Source organism: Luteibacter sp. TLI7-4A (assembly GCF_056754745.1).
In genome coordinates this window covers 352,623-373,858 of the sequence record NZ_JBPGWO010000001.1, presented here as the reverse complement: position 1 = coordinate 373,858, position 21,236 = coordinate 352,623, and the positions used below count along the sequence as shown (strand labels likewise).

The window sequence follows — 21,236 nt, the reverse complement described above, 5'->3', positions numbered from 1 at the left end:
CCGGTCAAAGCGACGACGAACGGTACGCGATGGCCGCCAGGGCGCAAGCTAGCGCCGCGCCGGCAATCCACCACGGCCACAGGGCCGCCCGCCGCGACGTACGCGCGGCACCGGCGCGGCGCATCGGCAACGCTTGCGGGAACGCGGGCGCCGCCGGTGCCGGGCCGGCCGGGCGGCGCAAGGTGTGGATCGACGCGCCGCGCCGGCGCATGGCCGAACGCAGGAGCATGCGCCGGCGCAGCCGGTATTCGTGTGTATCGATGCGTGCATCGCTGTACGCGGCGTTCAGGGCCGCCAGTTCGCGGTTCACGATCACATCCCACTCCATCAGCGTATCTCCCTCACCAGGCGGAAACCGACATCGCGCTCGGCCGATCCGTCGCTCGGCCGCACCGTGTCGACCGAGCAGGCGTCCGGTCCGCTGCGGTAACTGCCGCCCCGCGTGGCGAACGCACCGCCCTTGGTCACCCACTCCCATACACCGCCGGTCATGTCGACGAGCCCCCATGGATTGGCGATGCCCTTCGTGCCGAAGTCGGGCGCCTTGAGCAAGCGACCGATACCCGAGGAAGGCGCGCCGCAGTTCCCTTCCTTGCTATCCCACGCGGCGTTGGCATGGGCTGCGAACGACCATTCGTCGTCGGTCGGCAAGCGATATGTGTGCCCGCTGACTTGCGACAGCCATGCTGCATAACGCTGCGCGAAAGCCAGGGGAATCGAGCGCGCGGGTTCGCCAGCGGCGATACCTCGCGAGATCGCGCAGGTGCGCGTCGCGCGGCAGAACTGATCGAGGTTGCCCACGGTGATCTCGGTGCGGGTCATGGCGAATGGCTTGCGACCGAACGGCACCACCACCATCGCGGGTCCATACGCGCCGACGGCGAAGGTATCGAAGCACTCGCGCGCGGTTCCGGCAAGTCCACGCCGTGCGCACGGATCGGGCGGGGTGACGACCGCGGGTGTCGAGCGCAGCTTTTTCACCACCGACTCCAGCGAGCCTTCCGGCAATGCCTTCGAAGCCACCATGGCCGTTTCCAGGTCCTTCAATCCATCCGGATCGGCTTCCTTCACCGCGGCAAGACGGCGACGCAGCTCGTCCTGATCGGCGGGTGATACCACCGGCGCCTTCGCCGCGGTCATCACGGCCGTGGCCAGGTCGTAACGCGTCAACGCCCTGCGCAGGTCGTCGCGTTCGCCGATGATCGCGAGGGCGCTGTCGATGCGTCCCGCGGCTTCTTTCCATCGCCCCCCGCGGCACGCCTCGCGCGCGGCTTCCAGGAACCCATGTGTCAGCAGGTTCGCCGCCTCGTCGTTGGTGTCGACGTTGCCACCGTCGATCTGGCGAAGCTGCTGGAAACTTTCGATCGCCTTGTCGAGATCGTTGGCCGCCGTCGCGCGGCGCAGCGATTCGAGGCGGGCCTCGTGCTCGGCGCGCGGCAGGTCCGGAGGCACCGCCGGGGCGGAGGATGCCGCGGCCGGCACCGACGAGGAGGCCGGAGCCAGCGCGATGCTGCGCGCAGCAAGCCGCGTGGACGAGGGATATAGCCGGCGCGCCGCCGCCAACCGATCGGCGGCCGCCTTCATATCGCCCGATGCGATCGCATCGCCAACGGCCGAGTCGAGCTTCAACTCGAGTTCGGGGTTCACCAGGAGACGGCTCTCCGGATCGATCTTGCGGATCTGGCCGAGAATCGCGGGAACATCATCGGCGCCATCGCCGAACAGGCGCCCCGCGAGGATCGCCTGGCTGAGCGATGTGTCCAGACGGTTCAACACGTCATCCCGCTCGTGCGCGACCTCCTCGCGCCGGCGGTCGAGCTTCGGCGCGAACGTCTTCAGGTCCGCGCGGAGGCGGAATGTCTCCATGGCCCCCGGGTAATCGAGACGGCCATGCGAAGGGTCCCAATGCGTGGCGAGCAGGCGCACGAGGAATCCGTCGATCGCCTCCGCGCCGTCCACCACGATGCGGCGGCGCTCGTCACCATCGAGCGCGGCCAGCGCGCCGCGAACCTGGTCTTCGTCACGAAAGCCATCCGCCTGGCCAGGGGCGAACCGGCGCAGCGTCTCGGCCACGTGCCTGCGTTCCACCTGCATCGCCGCCACCCACGCCCCAGCGACCGACAGGACCAGGACGAGGCCCGCCACGATCAGCCACGGCGTCGCCCGCTCACGCCAGCGCCGCTTGCGCAAGCCGGCCAGCACCACGTCGATGTCCGGGCTTCGCTTGTCCTTGGTGAACGCGACGCTGTCGCACAACGCCTTGTACTGGCGCTTGTCGAGGCCCGCTACCGGCGGTGGACGCTTGCCCGCGTTCATCGCTTCCTCGGCGTTGTCCTTGTCGAAGGGATGCCGGCCGGTGAGCAATTCGAAGACCACGCAACCGAACGCATAGATGTCGTCGCTGGCGGACGGTGGCTTGCCCTGGATCATTTCAAGGCTCGCATACGCCGGCGTCATCGCGCCGAGCGAACCGGCATCGAATACCGTGCGGTCGTCGCCGGCGTCGACACCTAGCTTGCCCGCACGCGCGATGCCGAAGTCGAAAACCTTGGCCACGCCGCTGGCGGTCACCATGACGTTGCCCGGCTTGAAATCCGAATGGACGATACCGGCGGCATGTGCACGCCGGAGCGCCTCGCCCATGCCTTCGATCAGGGGCCATGCCTCGTCGAAGCGCATGCCGTCACGCGCCTTGCCGCGGATGAGGGAGCGCAGGTCGCTGCCCTCCACGTACTCCATCGTCATGAAGACGTTGGTGCCGTCCTTGTCGAAATCGTAGACGCGTACGATATGGTCATTGGCCACCTGCTGTGCGCGACGGGCTTCGCGTTGCAGGGCGACCAGCGCGTCCGGATGCTTGCGGAATTCATCGTTGAGCACTTTCACCGCGACATAGGGATCGCGATCGCGCGCCTCCACCTTGCGCTCGTCGCGAGCGAGGTAGACCACGCCCATGCCGCCTCGCCCGAGTTCCCGCTCCATGAGGAAGCGCCCCTTCAACAGGCTGCCCACGGCGATCTTCTCGCCCTGGGCCAGGTCGGCGATGCGCCGCCAGCCCCCGTCTCCCGTGCCCAGCGAGGACGAGCCGGTGGCCGTTCCCTCGCCACCCGCCGCCGCATGTAGCGGCTTGACCACGGTCGCGTCGTCCTGCCCTGCCGTCGGCGTCACCGCACGCAGCGGAACCACTCGTGTCTCATCGTCGTCATGCTGGCTCATCAACAGGTTTCCTCGGTTTCTTCCAGCCGCACGACCACGGCCGATACGTTGTCGCGACCGGCGCGCCCGAGCGCACCGTCGACCAGGCTGGCGAGCAGCGCCGCGGGGTCCGCATGGCGCCGGCAACATGCCTCGATGTCTTCGTCGGTGAGTTCCTTGTTGATGCCGTCGGAGCACAACACGAAGCGCATGCCACTGCGCCGCTGGGTCAACGTCCAATCCACGTAGAGGCGATCCTCGGCACCGACGGCGCGGGTGAGCACGCCCGAAGCCACCGGCGTCGCCACGCCGAAGCGCGTCTCGTCGCCGCGATCGCCGTGCACGTGATCGCGCGTGAGGAGCCGCAGGCGTCCTCCTTCGTAGCAGTACGCCCGGCTGTCGCCCACCCAGCCACACAACACCATGTCGCGGGTGTGCACGAGTACCACCACCGTCGAGGCGATCGCATCGACACGGCGTTCGCGCGCGACCGAACGCAACGTCCGGTTCACACGCTGGAGTTCGTCCTCGATCGCATCGATGAAATCGGTGACATCGTCGATTCGCGGCAACCCGCGCAGCCTGTCGACGATCATGCCGCTGGCGACGTCGCCGGCGCTGTGGCCGCCGAGTCCATCGGCGACGACCCAGAGCCCGAGATCGTCGGCGACCAGGATCGCGTCTTCGTTGTGCCGCCGCACGTGGCCGGTTTCGGTGCGACCGGCGGAGAGATAGGGCAAGGTCACTCGGTTTCCTCGTGGCTTTCGGCAGCGCTGCCGTCGATAAGGCCCAGGTAATCGGCGGCGCCTGGCAACCCGCGTAGCGGTAAGCCTCCACGCGCGTCCTGGCCGCGCCACCAGACGCTGCGCACGGGGCTGCCGTCCGCCACCGTCCATGGCGGGGAAGCCATGCATGCCGGATGGGCGAGCGCGCGAGCCGCATGCTCGAAATCCGTCAACGATCCGCCCTCCCGGCCTTCGCTCACGGCCGCCTCGGCCGCGTCGAACCATGCCGGCACCGGCCATCGAGGCCATCCGTTCGCCGTCGGCGCGACCGATGCCGCAAGCACCAGGGGGAAGATGCGGCCGACCCGATCCGACGAGAGGGCGACGGCGCCCACCCAGGAGTTCGGCCCGCATACATGCGTCGCGAGTGCGAAGCGCCATACCGGTGTCGCCAGGCAGCGTTTCCGCCAACTCTCGCCCAGGTTGCCGGCGAGGCCGGCCATCGCCTCGCGGCATGCCCGGTCCCACGGTTCGACGAATTCCGGCGGAAGTCGACGCTGAACGAAGTCGCCGAGCAGCGGAAGCTTGCCGTGGAACCCACAGACCTCGTTGCCGATTCCCGCGCTCATGCGGGGCACCTGAAACGACGCACGCTGCTATCGCCGAACGGGTTATGCAAGCTCGCCGCCTCGATGTCCACGTTCGCATGTGTCGCGCCGAAGCCGAAGTCCGCGCCGAACCGGGTCTCCGTGCGCCGTTGCAGGGACGCCGCGTCGAGCGCATGGAACAAACCCCATTCGCCCGGATACTCCAGCACCGGGAGCGGCTTGCCGGACGTGTCCCAGGCGCTGATGCGTGTCAGGCCGGGCTTCGGACCAGGCCATTGCATCGCGACGGACACCGGCGCTTGGCCGGCCTTGTACTCGTAGGTCTGGCCATCCACTTCGATCGTCAGCCGATCGATGCCGACCGGTGGCGTCGCGATCGAAACGGTAAAACCGACCTGCGGTTGCGGCCCATCGCGGAAATACACTTGCCGGATCGTGTCCGCCAGCTGCGCCTCGGCGAGCACCCCGGCTCCAGCCTTCGCGCTGTCGGCATCACGGAAGGTCCATGACGACCCGCCGCTGTCCACGACGCGCGACAAGGTCTGCCGGAAGAACGTGTCGAAGCGGCCACCGTTGCCGAACAAGGCGGCGAAGTCCTGCAGAGGTATATCGTTGCCACGCGTCGCGGCGAAGGGGTAGCGCCCCTGCACAAAGCGTGTGCAATCGGCACCGGCGGCTTCGCGGAAGCCATCGGCCAACGCGCCGCTGGCACCCTTGCTTACCAGGGACTGGCTGCTGCCCACGAGGCTACCCACCCATCCGGATAGCGGCGGAGGCAACTGCGCCGCTTCGAGCCGCGCGGCGGCGAGCGTGGGATCGGGACGGCCGATCGCATCCGCAGCCGGATTCAGGCTCAGCAGGGTCTTGCTCAGTTGGTCGAGCGTGCCGAGGGTATGGTCCAGTGGGGTCGCGCCGACCGCGCCATCGGTCAACTGGTTGAGCGCGGCGAAGTGTTCGACGATCGGCGCGGACGCGCCATCGTCCGTACCGCCCGTGTTGTCGCGCACGAGCGCCAGCAGCGCCTTCAGCGGCGAACCCGGGCCAGCCAGTCTTGCGGCCACGCCGCTGGCTTCCTGCACGTTGCTCACGGGTTGCAGCTCGAGATCACCGAGCAGGTCATCCCACGCACGGATATAGTCGGCCACATAAAGCGCGCGCACCTGGGCGACGAGCGACACGCGCCGCAAGGGGTCCGCCGCCGTGGCGCCGAACACCCAGCCGTCGGCGACGAAGCGATCCACCGCGCTGGCGATCCCGCCACCCGGGCCGCCACCCGAGGCAGGTGCCGTCTGCACCATCGCGGTGAACACCGGCCGCGTGAACAACGCCGGTAACGGCCTGGACAGCGGCGCGCCACTGCGACGGCGGAATACATCGCCACGCAGCCCCAGGATGCGATCCAGCCGCACCGGCGCATCGCGACGCGACGCGCCGTCGATTTTCACTCCCCCGTAAACCAGCGTCGCCAGGTCCGCCGCGCGCAACGTGGCGCGGGCCGCTTCGACCAGGGAGTGATCGAGCGGCAAGGCCCGCATCTTGTCGTGCCCATCGAAGAGGATGCGGAAATGACCTTCCAAAGCCTGCACGAGGCTGTCCTCATCGGGAAACACCTCGCGCCATCGCTCGCCGGCCAGCAGAACGAGCTGGTCGCTATCGCGATGGCTGGTATCGCCGAGCATGAGGTAACCCTTGAGTACGTAGTAGAGCTGTTGCGGGTCGCCGGCAAGGCCACGCAAATCGTCACGGAACTGCAACGCGAGTCCCGGAACGACGCTGGCCTGGAACTCGCGCTCATGCGCTCCTCGTACTTCATCGAAAACCGCGTCACCCTGGAACAGTCCGAAGCGCATGGACCATGGCGTCCGATCGCGCACCTGCCCCGCCACCTGCTCGGCACGCTCCAGCGTGTCGAGGCGCTGCAACGCCTGCGCGTAGTACTGGCGCAACGATGCCGGCTTCGTACCCACGTCATCGCCGGGGAAGTCGTGCAAGGCCTGGTCGACACGCGCGACGTAATCGGCGTTACGGCCAAAACTCGTCGCCATGCCGACCACGAGAACGGCGCCCAGCACACCGATGCCACCGATCGCCGCCGCCTCGGCCAGGCGACGCCGACGCCATGCGGCCGGGTCGGCACCGACGAAGCCCGCCTCCGGCAGGATCGTTTCCTTCAACAACCGCTCGATGAAGTACGTTCGCCTCTGCGCGCGGACGGATACCGGCGCGGCGGCGTGCATACCGAAGGAACGTCCGACCGCCGAGAGCACGCGATCGATCGGTGTGCCTTCCTGCGTGCCCGACGTGAGGTACACACCGCGCAAGAGCGGCGGCCGTCCATAGGCATGGCTGCCGAAGACCGTCGAGACCAGCGGCAAGGCCGCTTCGCGGAATGCGCGCAACTGCTGCGGAAAGGTCAGTATCCGTGCCCGCCTGCGCACGTCGCGCTCGGCGTGCATCCGCTCGATCACGCGCTCGTCGATCCGCTCCAGCAAGACGTCGAATTCCGCACCCAGCAACGCCGGCGCGCCACCCTGCACGCTTTGCGCGGCGGTGAAGGTCGTGCCCCATACCTGGGCGCGCCCTGCCGGGTCGAGCGCATCGAAGAACTCCATGAAGCCCGCCACGAGATCGCACTTGGTGAACATCATGTACACCGGCACCACGACGCCGAGCTGGGTGCCGATCTCGTCGAGACGTCCGCGCAGCCTTTGCGCATGCTGCTGCCGCTCGGCATCCGTCATGGTCAGGACGTCGGCGACGCTCATCGTAAGCAGGATGCCGTTCACCGGTCGACGCCGGCGATGACGCTTCAAGAGGCCGAGGAAGCCCGTCCACGCCGAGGCATCGGCATGCGGATCGGAGTCCTGCGTCGTATAACGGCCCGCGGTGTCGAGGAACACCGCGCGATCGGTGAACCACCAATCGCAATCGCGCGTGCCACCGACGCCTCCGAGTGAACGCTGGCCCATGCCGCCGAGCAATGGGAACTCGAAGCCCGAGTGCTCGAGCAGGGTGCTCTTGCCCGAGCCCGGCGCGCCGATGAGCAGGTACCACGGCAGTTCCCGCAGGTCGCCACCGCCATCGCGACGCTTGCGCAGCACGGCCATGGCTTCGGCGAAGCGGTGGCGCAAGGCTTCACGCTCGGCACGCGCGCGCGCATCGGAATCCGCACGCGCCCCGTCGGGTTGCGAGGAGAGTTCTGCGCCGAGTTGCTCGCTGCGACGGGCAGCGAGCCAGCGACGTCCGATCAGGACACCGATCCACACGCCGGCCACCACGGCGATCGCCACGACCCGCGAGGTGACGCTGGCCAGTGGCTGTGTATCGCCGATGCCGAGATACGGGCCACCGAATCCGATCAACGATGCACACAGGGCGATGCCGAGCAGCGCACGTATCCAGGACGCATGGAACAGGTCGGCAAGGGTCTTCATCCGGCCTCCGGCATGAACAGGATCTCGACGCGACGGTTACGCGCGCGGTTGGCGGGCAGGTCGGGCGGTGTCGCGACCGGTTGCGAGGCACCGGCTCCGCTGGATTCCAGGCGACGTGGATCGCGCAGGTCGCGGCTTAGGATGGCGCTGACGTTGCGCGCGCGTGCCGCCGACAGTTCGAAGTTGTCCTTGAAGCGAAGCGACCGGATCGGCTGGTCATCCGTATGACCCACGACGACGATGCGGCCACGCAACTGGTCGAGCGCGCGGGCGACACGGGACAGCAGCGCCGCCTGCTCCGGTGCCACGTCCGCGCCGCCCGAGGGAAACATGTTCGTGGCGGCGAGGCGTAGCGTCGCCTGGCCGTCCGGCTTCTCGTCGATGGCCAGCGCCCCGCTGCGCTCGTCGCTGGCGAGCAACTGACGCAGGCTCGCGGCTGGGGGCCTGGCCGGTGTACCGGTCGCTGGCAGCGGCACGCCGTGCAGGCCGATGGCGGCAAGCCGCGAACTCACCGGATCGGTGATCCCGTTGAGGCGGCCGTGAAGGTAGACCCACGTACCGGCGACGATGCATAGCGCCACCAGCGCCGCCATCCACACCGGCATGCCACGCCTCGGCACGAGCGGCCGGTCCAGGCCACGCCATCGTGGCGACAACTCGGCGGGAGCGGCGGAACGATACGCCATGATCCGCCGGTAGAGATCCTCACGGCGATCCGCGAGCCGCGACATGCCGCCGGGCTCCACGAGGTATTTCCCGCCGAAACCGAGCGCGAGACACAGGTACATCATCTCGACGAGGTCGATGTGGCGAACCATGTCCTGGGCGAGGCGGTCGAGGATGGCGAAGAACTTCTCGCCGCCGTAGGTCTCGCCATGGAAGGTCACCAGCAGGGTCTGGCGCTGCCATCCGGTCTGGTCACCCCAGGGCGAATCCAGCACCGCCTCGTCCAGCATCGTGCACAGGACGTAACGCGCGGCCACGCCTGTCGGCGCGTCCACGCCGGCGCGCGCCGCCATGTCGTCGAAGCGGCGGATCGAAGTCATGGCGCGCTCGCGCAGGAACGCGGCGTCCGGTGGTTCGGCGCTGTTGCGCAATTGCGCGGCAAGCAGGAGCAACGGATTGGCCGCCCGCACCAGCGGGTTGCCGCCCGCCATGGGCAATTCCTGCGGCGCGGCGGCGGTTTGCCACCCTGGCTCGCGTTCACTCCGTAGCGGCGCGGGTGACGGTTCACGCGCGGCACTCGGACGCACGATGGTCGCGTCGTCCGGGCGATAGCCCGGCCTCTCGTCGGTCGTCATCGAATCAGTTCCTCACCGCCCACAGTTCGAGTTCGAGCCCATCGAAACCGTTACCGAAATGCAGCGCCACGCCGCCGGACGTGCGCAGGGTTTTCCACATCGGCGAGGCCTTGTCGAGTTCGAAATACTGGTAGCCCGCGTGGTACGGGATCTGGCGCGGCGCACTGGACATCGACGCCACGGCGATGCCGGGCAATTGCAGGTTGACGAGATCGCGGATCTTCTCGACCGGCCCGATCTTCGATTGCGAGGGCAGCCGGCGGCGCATGTCCGCCGCGGCGATGTCCGCCTTGGCGGCGAGCACGAAAGCGGCGCCATCGAACAGCGTCGTGTCCGCGACGGTGCCCACCCATACTCCGTACTTCCTCTGTTGCAGCGGTACCGGGATCGCCGTCTGCTCCAGGACGGCGCTGAGGCTCATGCGCAACGCATCGATCAAGGGCTCGAAACTCTCGCGCAGACGCTCATGGCGATACGACGGGAAGACGTCGCTGCGCTTGCCTGGCGTGGTGAAGGTCGCCAATTCCCCCGCCATGCCGAGCAACATCCGGTAGAGGTCTTCCGGATGCAGGAGCGGCGCCTCGGCCAGATGGGCCAGTTGGGGCTGGTAACGGTTGACCAGCTGGAGCATGAGGAAATCCGACAGCTCGGCGGTACTGGTGCGATCGTTGCCGGCCACGCGTGCGGCCAACGCCTCGCCGCGTTGATGCAGCAAGCCCAGCAACTCGGTGAGGAACAGGCTCAGGCTCGCCGAGGCACGACAGGACAAGGCGCTGGGAATGAAGCCGTCGTCGAGCACCACGCGGCGGTCGGCGCGGCATTCGACGAGGTGCGCCAGAGGCAGGTCGACCAGGCCCTCGCGCGGTTGGCTGGCGGCGACGAGCCGCGCGCTGAGCCCGCCGACCTCGAGCATCACCGTTCCGGTGGTGCTGCCCGACGCATCGGCCACCTCGGCCTCGCGAACGCGGAAGCGCGCCAATTGCCCTGGCGACGCGGTGTCGGGCCACACGCTTTCGGCCTGCGTCGCCGAACGCAAGGGCAAGGTGAGATGGATGACCTGGTCGCGCCAGTTCGGATCGATGTCGAGCGGTGGGGGCAAGGGATCGCGATCGGGCATGGAGAACGGCGTGCCGTCGGGAAAGACGCCGCGCGCGCGACGAATGCCGAGCTTGCCGATGGCCAGCAGGTCCCGCTCCAGTTCCAGTTCGTCGAAGCCCCATGGATGCGGGCGCAGCGTGGCCGCCCGCAATTCGATGTAGCGCTCCGTGTAACGGTCCTGCTGCTGCATGTGCTGCGGGCGAAGGAACAGTCCTTCGCTCCACACCACCTTGTTGAACGAGGTCATCGTGCGGCTCCGTCGCTCTTGAAGCGTGCCAGCTGGTCTTCATACGCCCGTGCGAACTCGTCGCCGAACAGGCGACGAAACCGTTCGTCGGGATCGGCGGCCAGGCCCTGGTAATGCGCGCGGTAGCGATCCCACGCGCCTTTCCCCGCACCGGGCAGGAAACGCGATCGGCGCGAACCTCCCTCGTCTTCGAAGCGTGCGGGGTCGAACTGGGCGATGAGGTCGTCGAAGGCGGCGCGTACGCCGGAAAGCAAGGCCACCTGATGGAGGCGGATATCGTCCATCGCGTCGACGATGGCCGCTTCGCCCGAGAGGAAGGCTTCGTTCGGCGCCGCGAGCAGGCGAGCCATGGCTTCCCCCGCCGTGGGCGCGAACTTCAACGGATTGTTTTCCGTCCGGCGGATCAGCGTGGCGGGCATGCGGAAACCGTTCTTCAATTCCGCGCGCGCACGAAGGACATCCATCACGCCCTCCAGGACGAGCAGGAAGAGCGGCTCGACAGCGGCATGTGTCGTGCCGGATGGCGATGGTGACGAAACGGGCGATGGCGGGGCCTCGACCTTCGCGTCCACGGCAACGGGTACCTCGGAGACTGGCATTTCGGCGACAGGTGCCTCGGTGGCTGTCGACACGGGGTCCGGCACCGGCTCGCGGAACAGGCTCCGTGTCCTGTCCCAGTTTTCCGGTAGCACCGCCGTCGGACGGGGCACGGCGTCGTGGTCCACACGCGGCACGACGAGATGTTCGTCCATCGGCGACACATGGCTCCAGGGTGTCGGGGAACCGACGGTCGACCGCGCTTCGTCCAGGCCCATGGGCGATACGGTCTGGAACCATGCAAGCGGGTCGAGTGACGCAGTCGCGCCTCCCTCGCCCGGAACCAGAGATAGTGACGGTGCCTGCGCGACGTCGATCGCCGGCGCCGGCGGCCGAACGGCAGGCGCGGTATCCGCGATGTCACGCGTTTCGCGCCGCGCCGTGGTTCGCGCCACCTGCTCGACAGGCGACTCGATGGCGACGAGGACTTCGAACGTATCGATCTGGACGAGGTCGCCGTCGCCAAGCAGCGCCGGCTCGCCGCCGCGAAGAGGCGTGCCGTTGAGCAACATGCCGTTGGTGCTGCGGTCCTCCAGGAAGTACAGGCCATTGAGATGGCGTACGACCGCATGCTGTCGCGAAACACCGTGGGCATGGAGCACCCAATCGCACTGCTCCGCACGACCGATGGTGAGGTCGCTCCCTTCCACGCGCACCGACGCCCGGTCGGCGATTTCCTCGGTACGTGCGCCGAGCACGGAGAGGACCAGGCTGGGTCCGGCATAACGGTTCATACGGAATCCTCCGATCGGAGCAGGCCAAGGGCCGATGTGACGAAGGCGCGGCAACGCGCGTCGAAGTCGTCGCCGGCCGCGGCAAGGGTCAACAAGGCGCCTGCGGCGACGACCGCCATCAGGTGTGCGGCGACGGGGGCGACTTCCTTGCCCGAGGCATCGAGCAGGAAGCCCTCGGACCATCCCGCGCTGGCGGCGATCAAGGCGCCCGCGCCGACGTAGTGGCGGCTGGCCGCATAGGCGAGCGCCTTGCGCCGGTTGGCCTCGTCACGATCGCGCAACCACGCCTCGGCGAGATGCAGCCCGGGGCGGTCTTCCTCGGCGATCGCCACGCCGGCGGCGCATTGGCACAACCAGGGCACCACGTAGCCACGCGGCAACAGGCGCATCTGCAAGCGCAACGCCGCGCCCGCGTGGTCACCGTCGAGCAAGGCCTGCACCGCGGCCCGCGGGGTCATTCCGTTGCTCAACCGCGCCATGGCGGCCGCGTCCAGGCCCATGTCCGTGGCGGCCCCGGTGATACTGGTCGTTGTCGTGGTCATAGCAGCAATGGCGGCGTGCCCTTGAGCACGGCCGGTCCAGCGGTGGAAGAAAGCATCAAGGCCGCGCCCGCGGTGACTGCGATGGCGGCGGTGGCGTTCACCGTCACCGTGGCACCCGCGGTCAGCGATACCGCCGCCCCCGACGTGATCGACGCCGCGCCTCCAGCCGTGAGGTTCAACGCGCCGGTGCCGGTCAGGCGCAACGTCGTGCCGGCGATCTCGATTTCGCCGGTCCGCCTCAGCACGATCCGGGCGAGGCCGGTGACGAGTTCGATCTCCTCCCCGGCTTCGATACGCAAGCGACGGCCCACGCGCAGGCTGTCGTCACGACCGATGTCGTGGCTGCGATCGCGCTTGATCGCGGTCGTTTCATCGCGGTCGATCGTGCTGATGTGATCGTTCTCCGCCTCGTGGCGGAGGTCTCGCTGGGCGTGCAGCAACAGTTCTTCCGCGCCCTTGCGGTCTTCGAAGCGAATCTCGTTCGCCTCGCCCGCCGAGCCCATCAGGCTGCGGCTGACGACACCGCTGCGGGTCTTCTGCTCCGGCAACGGATACGGCGGCTGGTGGTCCTGGTTGTAGACGCTGCCGATGATCAGTGGCCGGTCCGGGTCGCCATCGAGGAAGGCCACCACTACCTCTTGCCCCACGCGCGGAACGAACTGCGCGCCCCAGCGCTTGCCAGCCCACGACGAACCGATACGCACGGGGCAGGACTGGTCGGACTTCGGCTTGCCCGGCGTATTCCAGAAGAAGGTCACCTGCACGCGTCCGAGTGAATCCACCTGGATGTCTTCATCGGCCTGACCGTAAACGACGGCCGTCTGCACGCCCGCGATGGACGGACGCGGGGTGACCTGTGCCGAACGGAAAGGCTGCCGGCTACGGATGGCACGGAAGCGACAGGCGAAGGGCGCCTCGTCGGCATCCGGCTCCACGCCGCCCGCCTGGTAATCCACTTCGACCATGCGCGTCGTCGAACCGATCACCAGGTATTCCTGGTTCGCATCCGCCAGAGGGAAGTCCTTCAGGGTGAAGAGATCCCCGGTCGCCAGGCCGACCGCGTCCGTGGACCCTTCGCTGATCGCGTCGGCGACGTTGAGCGCATCGACACGGACCCTGGCGAAACGCTGGCCGTCCGCCATCTGCTGGGCATGGCCCACCGACCCGTATGGGTAATCGTAGATTTCCAGCCCCGGCACGGCATGGATATCGGGTCCGTCCGTCACCGGCTCGTTCGCAAGCAGCGAGGCCCTGGGTCTCTGGTAGTCATAGTCGTCCATGCGTACGCGCGTGGGATTCACGCTGCGGGCGACGTGCCAGTCACTGACCGATGCCTTCATCCGATGGCCGCGCTCGGTGGGAGGCGCATAGGGAAGCGTCTCGAACCCCGGCCGAGGCGCATGAGCGCCCAGCGCGTCGGCGAGCACCATCGTGTGGCTGGACGATGCGTGGGTGAAGAAGTAATAGATGCCTTCCTGCTCCATCAACCGGCTGATGAAATCGAAGTAGCTCTCGCGGTACTGCACGCAGTATTCGCGAGCCGTATAGCTCGCGCCCAGGGCGAGCCGCACGTCGCCGTACCCGAACTCCGCGAGAACCTCGCGCACGATCTGCGGCACCGTCTTGCCCTTGTAGATGCGGCAATCGGACGTTTGCCGGAGAAGCCAGGGCGTCGGCACGACGCGGAACGCATAGACCGCATAGCGAACGTTCTGGATGCTGATGAAGGCGCCCTGCTCCGCCTCGGCGACGATGCCGTTGAAGTAGCGGACGACGCCTTGCGGCGTGACCATCTTCACGGTCATCGGCGTACCCAGGAGTGCACGCAGGTCGGCCTGCGCGTTCTTGCTGATCGCTTCGATGCGCAGGTCGAACAACCGACCGAGCTCTTCCTTCGCCGTCATGTTGGCGAACAAAAGGGCATCTCCCATGCGGGACGAAAGGGTGATGGCATGCGCCATGGCCGGGTCAACGAGCCGACGGTTCGGCGGACCAGCCGGCGAGCCCGCGTCGCAGGACATTCCGCCAGGCGGTCTCGTCGCCGGCATACTCCACCGCCCCCGCGGTCGAGAGGTCCTGCCTGATCGCGACGAGCCACTTCGCCACCAGCCGCGTGAGGTCGCCACGGATGAACAGTTCCACCTGCCTGCACAGTTCCTTTCGCGCATCGCCGCTCTTCGGCGCCTGCGCCAGCGAGCTTCCCTCGATGAACCCCTTGCGCGCCGCCGGGTCCTGGCCCGCGTTCACCATGTCGCGCCAGGCCATCATGGGGTCGGCGGGCACGCCGCAAACCCACTTATAGAAAACGTCCTTGAAATCCTTCGCCTTCTTGCCGAACTCGATCGAATTGTGGTCGTTCGCCTCCACGCGCTCGTCATCCTGTATCCAGCTTCGTTCCCTCATGCGCGGATGCGCCCTTATCTCCAGCAGCAAGGGATACGAGGCGGCGAACTTCGAGTTCATGACACGGCGCCCTTCCGCCATGTCACCCCCGCTTCCATTCAACGCGTTGAAGTGACGCTCCAGTTTGTACTGCTCGAGGAGCAGGACGAAGCACGAGACGATGCAGCTCTCGAAGTCGTTGAAGACATGATTTCCGTTGGCCATGAGTACGTCCCCAACTACAGCGTGTAGATGTTGTTCAACATTTTCTGGCGATCGCCGCTGAAATCCTTGTGCGTGTAGTAGCGCAAGTAGTCGCTGGCATCGATGGGTCGCCACGTGGGCGAGTAACTGTTCGACGCCAACCGGTACCGGCAGAATGTCGCGACCTTGCTGTAGTCGTTGAACACCTTCTTGAGCGCGGGAAGATCGGCCATCTGGCGGTTGCCGACCACGCCGCGCATGATCTTCTCGACCAGCCGCGACCGGGCCGCCTCGGAGGTCAGCGCCACCACCTTCGCAAGGTCCGGATTCATCTGTGTTCCGCCACCAGCGCCACGTGCCAGCGCGTGCTTGAAATCGTCGCGCCCGGCCTTTCCGACCAGGTCCTTTTCCTTGTAGTTGTAGTCGGTGAGCACGATGCGCGAGCCATTTCCGTGGCTGTACGCGAACAATTCGAAATTCGGCGTGTGATAGAAATACGAGTGGCCCAGCCCCTCGTCGTCGACATACGAGACGTCGATCTCCGACCCGGCCGGAACGTTCGCGAAATTCGCCTGCCGGAAAGCGACCAGGAAGCGCGAGTAGGCCTCGGGCGTCAATGTCAGCGATATCGTCATATCAGTGCGCCCCGTCTTCGAACCGGTAGGTGAAACCGCCATCCGCGACGCCCACCTCCACTCGCTTCACCACTTCGCCTCGCATCGTTCGTTCGAGGAAGGCGCGACTGACATCGGGAAGCATCGTGTTGGTCAGGATGGCGTCGATCATGCGGCCGCCGGATTCGCCCTCGGTACAGCGCGAGACGACCCTGCCGACCACCTCGTCGTCGTACGCGAAGGGCACGCGATAGCGCGACTGCACGCGCTGCTTGATGCGCTCCAGTTGCAGGCGGACGATGCGTTCCAGCATGGACGCGCTCAAGGGGTAATAGGGAATGGTCACGAGGCGCCCAAGCAGGGCCGGCGGAAACACATCGAGCAGGGGCGCCCGCAGCGCGCTCGTCATTTCCTCCGGATCGGGTACGCGGCCCTCGCGGCCGCACAGCCTTGCGATCGTATCGGTACCGACGTTGCTGGTCAGGATGATCAGGGTGTTGCGGAAGTCGATGGTCCGCCCTTCCCCGTCCTCCATCACCCCCTTGTCGAAGACCTGGAAGAAGATCTCGTGCACATCGGGATGGGCCTTCTCCACTTCGTCGAGCAGCACCACCGAATAAGGCTTGCGGCGCACGGCCTCGGTCAGCACCCCGCCTTCGCCATAGCCCACGTAGCCCGGCGGCGCCCCCTTCAGCGTGGAGACCGTGTGCGCCTCCTGGAACTCGCTCATGTTGATGGTGATGAGGTTGTGCTCACCGCCATACAGGGTCTCGGCCAGCGCCAGCGCCGTCTCCGTCTTGCCCACGCCGGAGGTGCCCGCGAGCAGGAAGACGCCGATCGGTTTATCGGGATTGTCAAGGCCCGCGCGAGACGTCTGGATGCGCCGGGCGATCGTTTCCATCGCGTGGTCCTGGCCGATGACCCTACGCGCCATGAGGCTGCCGAGGTTCATCACCGTTTCCAGTTCGCTGCGCAACATGCGGCCGACGGGAATGCCGGTCCAGTCGGCGATCACGGTAGCCACCGCCTGCTGGTCCACGCTGGGCAGGACCAGCGGCGTCTCGCATTGCCGTTCGGCCAGGCTGGCTTGCAGGAGACGCAGTTCGTCCAGCGCGGCCACCCGGCCGGACTCATCGAGCGCGCCTTCCTCGTGCAGCCGGGCACGCAGGGCGAGCACCCGGCCGACGAGTTGCTTCTCCTCCGCCCAATCAGTTTCGAGGGCATCCAGGCGCATGCGCTCGTCGGACAGCTTCACCGTGACGGCGGACTCGCGGTCGGCCACGTCGATTCCCACCGTCTTTTCACGCACGATGATGGCCAGCTCCGTTTCGAGCGCCTGGATGCGCTTGCGGGAGTCATCCACCGCCGCCGGAATGGCATGCTGGCTCACGGCGACCCGCGCGCATGCCGTGTCCAGGAGGCTCACGGCCTTGTCGGGCAGCTGCCGCGCCGGGATGTAGCGATGCGAGAGCTTCACCGCCGCCTCGATCGCTTCGTCGAGCACCTGCACGCCATGGTGTGCCTCCATCACGCCCGCCACGGTGCGCAACATGAGCACGCCGCGCGCTTCGTCCGGCTCGCCGACATGCACCGTCTGGAAACGCCGGGTCAGCGCAGGGTCCTTTTCGATGTGTTTCTTGTATTCGGCCCAGGTGGTGGCGCCGATCGTGCGCAAGTTGCCGCGGGCGAGCGCGGGCTTCAGCAGGTTGGCGGCGTCGCCCGTGCCCGCCGCGCCACCCGCGCCGACCAGGGTGTGCGCTTCGTCGATGAACAGGATGATGGGGCGCTCCGAGGCGTTCACCTCGTCGATCACCTGGCGCAGCCGGCTCTCGAATTCGCCCTTCATGCTCGCGCCGGCTTGCAGCAGGCCGACATCGAGCACGCGCAATTCCACCTCGCGAAGCGCGGGTGGCACGTCGCCTTCGGCGATGCGCCGTGCGAAGCCTTCGACGACGGCTGTCTTGCCGACGCCGGCTTCACCGACCAGCATGGGATTGTTCTGCCGCCGGCGCATGAGAATGTCGACGACCTGACGGATCTCCTCCTCGCGGCCGACGACGGGGTCGATCTTGCCGGTACGCGCCTGCTCGGTGAGGTCGATCGTGTAACGCTGCAAACCCTCCCGTTTGCCGAGCGCGGCCGGGACCGGCTCGCTGGCGTCACCGCCTGGCCGCCCATCGATGCGGAACCCGTCGTTGGCGCCGAGGCGATCCTCCGGCGAGCCGGCGACGATGCGCGGCAGGTCGTCGATAAGGGCCTCGGCGCGCAGCTTTTCGAACTCGGTCGAGATACCGGTCAGCACATGCCGCAAGCGTCGCGTTCGCGCGATGGCGGCGATCAGGTAGCCCGTGCGCACGTGTGCTTCACCGAAACGCAAGGTCGCATACACCCAGGCGCGCTCGACGGCTTCCTCGATATCCGCCGACAGGTCGCTCACCGAGGAGGCGCCGCCGGGCAGGCGCTCGAGCGTGTCGGTGATGTCGCGGGCGAGACGCGAGGGCTCGATTCCCGCGTGGCGGACGATGCGGTGCAGGTCCGAGTCCGCCAGACCGAGGATCTGCTGCAACCAGTGCACGAGTTCCACCTCGCGGTGGCCACGCAGGCGGCACGCCACGGTGGCGCCTTCGATCGCCTTGTAGGCGATGGCGTTGAGCTTGCCGAACAGGGCGGCACGGCTGATGTCGGTCACGACGGCATCCTTGGGCGATTCGATGGGGAAAGGGGTTGCAGCACGAGGTCGTCGGCATCGCCGGGGCCAGGGAAGCGGCCCATCCAGGACGACAGGCCGAGCCGTCCCGAGCGACCCATGTGCGTGAGGGGCACCTCGTCGCGGCGGAGGATCACCTGGACGTCCCAGTCCTTCTCGTCGCCCGCATAGAAGCGGACCGCGGCGACGAGTTCACGCAGTGCCTCGCCACCCGGCTGGAAGCGACGGTAGTCGGACAGGCCTACCGGGCCGATGCGAATCCGGAACCGATGCTGCGCATCGCGCACGGCTGTACCCAGCACCGTCGCGGTACCCAGCGTCGCCATGCCGCCACCCATGCGCAGACGCCCGTCCTCCGGGAGGACGAGCCAGGCCACCGCGAATTCCTCGATTCTTACGGGCACGGCGAAGAAGGCGGCGAGGAAGGCGACAAGACCTTCGGCATTCCTCGCCTGGGACAGGACGCGCCCTGCCATGTACCGGCGGAAACGGTCAGGCAACGCATCACGTTCCGTCAGTGCGGGAATGCCGATGCCCGACAATGCGCCGAGGAAACCGGCGAAGGCGTCCTCGGTGGGGCGGTCCATCTGGACGGTGGGTTGTGCGTCGGCCCAGGCGCGATAGAAGAAGCTCAGCATGCGGTGGTGGAACACGTCCGCGAATGCCGTGAACGTGCGGTCCCGCGCCGTGCGCTCGCGCTCTAACACGTATTCGGTGAGATGCAAGGGCAAACCGCCGTTCGGTCCCCACAACCCGAGCATCAGGCTATGGACGCGCGGCTTCCCGCCTTCTGTTTCCACGCGATCGATGCTGCGCGGGTGGAAGGCGAGCGAAGGCGTGTGCGCCAGGCGCACGGGATCGTCCGCCGGCCGGATCGAATGGCCAAGCCTGGGGCGATCGTCGTATACGCACTCGATACGGCGCAACGCATCGAACCAGTCGAAGGAAGCCGGTTCGGCGCGTATCGCTTCGAGCAGCGCTACAGGATCGGGCGCGTGCCGGATCGAGCCGTCCACCGGGCTACCTCGTTGCGTTCCAGGGTATGCAGTACGGTTTCGGTGAACGAGTTCAGCGAGACGTACCTCGAGAAGAAGTGCTGCATGATGGAGCCGAACAGGAAGGTGCCGGTGCCTTCGAAGGCGCGCTCCTCGCAGGTGAGTCGAATCTCCAGGCCGCGTCCGTACGTGACCGGACCGGCGATCGGCAGGCGGCGGACGATCGGCGTGGAACGCACGTCACGCACGCCTTCGACGAGGCGACGCGATGCCGCATCGTTCTCGTCGCTGTAAAGCGAAAGCATCTCGCGCAGCGCCATCGCCCCCTGCTCGTGTTCCAGCAGTGACAGGTAATTGAGCTGCAGGTGGCTGATGAGCTTCCAGGCCGCCTGCCCTTCCGCGATCGCGGGCCGGGGGCGCGTGGGTCCGGCGAGGCAGCGCACGCTGCGCACCGGGGCGTCGCTGTCGAGCAGGAAATCCGTGCGTCCCTTTCCCACCGGCATGTGCAGCGGCAGATCGCGATTGCTGCAAAGCAGTCGCATGCCGACCTGGCGCAGGCTGCTGGCATAAGGCGCCTCGCGCCCGTCGACCAGGGAGAGGAACACTTCGCCGCCCGTGTAGCTCGACCTAGGGCCGTCACGACGTTGCCGCGTGGAGGCAAGACGTGGCTCGCGGCGCAGCGTGTAGAACGCGGCCGCGGGATCGTGCCACGTGCGATCCTGCCCGCCGTAGAAGGGGTGGAAGCTCTGCTCCGGCTCCTGGCTGTCGCCGAAACCCTGGACCTCGTCGACCTCGACGACCTCGAAATCCATGGGGCGCGCCCGATCCGCCAGTACGTGGTACTCGACAGCGCCGTCGCGAAGATGGATGCGATCGGCGCGTCGGGGGAACAGATTGATCGCCGGTGTACAGAACAGGCGCAGGTACGACGCATCGACCGCGTTGTCCAGCCGTGGTACCGAGCGATCCAGCCACACGACGATATCGAACTCACTCGCCGAAGACTGTTGCAGCACGCGATGCAGGCCGGTGAACGCCGCGAATTGGAAGCGTTGCGGACAGGCGAAGTATTCCTGCAACAAGCGATAGCCGCTGAACGAGCGATCGGAGACCGGCAGCAAGGCTTCGTCGTCCGCGAAGCCGCGTGCCTCGATGCGCACCTGCTCGACGAAGCGGTTCGTATCGCCGGCGATGACGGAGAAACCCAGGCCGTTGCCCAGCACCTGCTCATAGAGAAGCCCGGGCAGGTCCCCGCCGCCGGCGAAGAACAGGGGCAACTCGTCGAACGACAGCGCGTCCAGTCGCGCGCCTGCGCCGAGTTGGAAGCGCAGTCGCAAAGCGGCGCGGGGAGATGTGCCTGCGGGGGGCGACACCCCCACGGCCGCGATCGCCGCAGTACTCGCCAGGTAACGCGCTTCGCGAAGCTCCAGCGGCAGCAAGGTGACGGCGTGAGCGGTGCGGTATTCGCAGGCGGTCCGTTCGCCGAAACCGATCTGGCTGCGCAACGCGCTGCCACGCGGGACGAGGTGTCCGTCCACCGGAAGGCTCTCCGCGCTGTCAGGCGTCATCTCCACCACGGTCATGGAGGGGACCGGAGCGAGATAATGCGGGTAAAGCATGCGCAGCAGGTGCTGGGTGAACACGGGATGCTGTGCGTCCAGCTTCATCTGCACGCGCGCGGCCATGAATGCGAAGCCTTCCAGCAAACGCTCCACATAGGGGTCCGCGCACTCCATGCCCTCCATGCCCAGGCGGCCGGCGATCTTCGGATAGGCGCTCGCGAACTCCGCGCCCGTCTCGCGGACGTGCTGGAGTTCCTGGCTGTAGTAGTGAAGCAGTCGGGGGTCCATGAT

Annotated in this window: 15 protein-coding genes; all 15 read right to left on the bottom strand. The window is 67.2% G+C overall.

What is annotated here, in order from left to right; genetic code table 11:
• Nucleotides 1-4: 4 nt before the first annotated feature.
• Genes ACR9Y6_RS01715 through tssF form a run of 15 tightly spaced genes read right to left on the bottom strand, consistent with a single transcriptional unit; the run spans nucleotide 5 to nucleotide 21,233 of the window.
• Nucleotides 5-328: a hypothetical protein gene (locus ACR9Y6_RS01715; RefSeq protein ID WP_481279717.1), complete on the bottom strand. Its 324-nt coding sequence runs from the start codon at nucleotides 326-328 to the stop codon at nucleotides 5-7.
• Nucleotides 328-3,216, bottom strand: coding sequence for a bifunctional serine/threonine-protein kinase/formylglycine-generating enzyme family protein (locus ACR9Y6_RS01710; RefSeq protein ID WP_481279716.1), 2,889 nt, complete (start codon nucleotides 3,214-3,216; stop codon nucleotides 328-330). Before ACR9Y6_RS01710 ends, ACR9Y6_RS01715 begins: the two co-directional genes overlap by 1 nt.
• A complete protein-coding gene (locus ACR9Y6_RS01705) occupies nucleotides 3,216-3,941 on the bottom strand; it encodes a PP2C family protein-serine/threonine phosphatase (protein ID WP_481279715.1) in 726 nt (241 codons plus the stop codon). Before ACR9Y6_RS01705 ends, ACR9Y6_RS01710 begins: the two co-directional genes overlap by 1 nt.
• Nucleotides 3,938-4,549 (bottom strand): type VI secretion system-associated protein TagF, encoded by a 612-nt coding sequence (tagF, locus tag ACR9Y6_RS01700; protein WP_481279714.1) that lies wholly within the window; start codon nucleotides 4,547-4,549, stop codon nucleotides 3,938-3,940. Before tagF ends, ACR9Y6_RS01705 begins: the two co-directional genes overlap by 4 nt.
• Entirely contained in the window at nucleotides 4,546-7,962 is a 3,417-nt protein-coding gene (gene tssM, locus ACR9Y6_RS01695) for a type VI secretion system membrane subunit TssM (RefSeq protein WP_481279713.1), read from the bottom strand. The genes tagF and tssM overlap by 4 nt, the downstream gene beginning before the upstream one ends.
• On the bottom strand, nucleotides 7,959-9,263 hold the full coding sequence (gene icmH, locus ACR9Y6_RS01690) for a type IVB secretion system protein IcmH/DotU (RefSeq protein WP_481279712.1): 1,305 nt from the start codon (nucleotides 9,261-9,263) through the stop codon (nucleotides 7,959-7,961). Before icmH ends, tssM begins: the two co-directional genes overlap by 4 nt.
• Nucleotides 9,264-9,267: 4 nt before the next feature.
• Nucleotides 9,268-10,608, bottom strand: a complete 1,341-nt coding sequence (tssK, locus tag ACR9Y6_RS01685) for a type VI secretion system baseplate subunit TssK (protein ID WP_481279711.1) — start codon at nucleotides 10,606-10,608, stop codon at nucleotides 9,268-9,270.
• Nucleotides 10,605-11,939, bottom strand: a complete 1,335-nt coding sequence (gene tagH / locus ACR9Y6_RS01680; protein ID WP_481279710.1) for a type VI secretion system-associated FHA domain protein TagH — start codon at nucleotides 11,937-11,939, stop codon at nucleotides 10,605-10,607. Before tagH ends, tssK begins: the two co-directional genes overlap by 4 nt.
• Complete coding sequence (locus tag ACR9Y6_RS01675) at nucleotides 11,936-12,481, bottom strand: DUF6931 family protein (RefSeq protein WP_481279709.1); 546 nt, start codon at nucleotides 12,479-12,481, stop codon at nucleotides 11,936-11,938. The genes tagH and ACR9Y6_RS01675 overlap by 4 nt, the downstream gene beginning before the upstream one ends.
• A complete protein-coding gene (locus tag ACR9Y6_RS01670; RefSeq protein ID WP_481279708.1) occupies nucleotides 12,478-14,442 on the bottom strand; it encodes a type VI secretion system Vgr family protein in 1,965 nt (654 codons plus the stop codon). The genes ACR9Y6_RS01675 and ACR9Y6_RS01670 overlap by 4 nt, the downstream gene beginning before the upstream one ends.
• A gap of 7 nt (nucleotides 14,443-14,449) precedes the next feature.
• Nucleotides 14,450-15,088, bottom strand: coding sequence for a hypothetical protein (locus ACR9Y6_RS01665; RefSeq protein ID WP_481279707.1), 639 nt, complete (start codon nucleotides 15,086-15,088; stop codon nucleotides 14,450-14,452).
• Nucleotides 15,089-15,102: 14 nt separating this feature from the next.
• The gene (locus tag ACR9Y6_RS01660; protein ID WP_481279706.1) at nucleotides 15,103-15,702 is read right to left on the bottom strand and encodes a hypothetical protein; all 600 of its coding nucleotides are present in this window, start codon (nucleotides 15,700-15,702) and stop codon (nucleotides 15,103-15,105) included.
• A gap of 1 nt (nucleotide 15,703) precedes the next feature.
• Nucleotides 15,704-18,370: a type VI secretion system ATPase TssH gene (gene tssH / locus ACR9Y6_RS01655; protein WP_481279705.1), complete on the bottom strand. Its 2,667-nt coding sequence runs from the start codon at nucleotides 18,368-18,370 to the stop codon at nucleotides 15,704-15,706.
• Complete coding sequence (gene tssG, locus ACR9Y6_RS01650; RefSeq protein ID WP_481279704.1) at nucleotides 18,367-19,404, bottom strand: type VI secretion system baseplate subunit TssG; 1,038 nt, start codon at nucleotides 19,402-19,404, stop codon at nucleotides 18,367-18,369. The genes tssH and tssG overlap by 4 nt, the downstream gene beginning before the upstream one ends.
• On the bottom strand, nucleotides 19,368-21,233 hold the full coding sequence (gene tssF / locus ACR9Y6_RS01645) for a type VI secretion system baseplate subunit TssF (RefSeq protein WP_481279703.1): 1,866 nt from the start codon (nucleotides 21,231-21,233) through the stop codon (nucleotides 19,368-19,370). Before tssF ends, tssG begins: the two co-directional genes overlap by 37 nt.
• Between the last annotated feature and the right edge of the window lie 3 nt (nucleotides 21,234-21,236).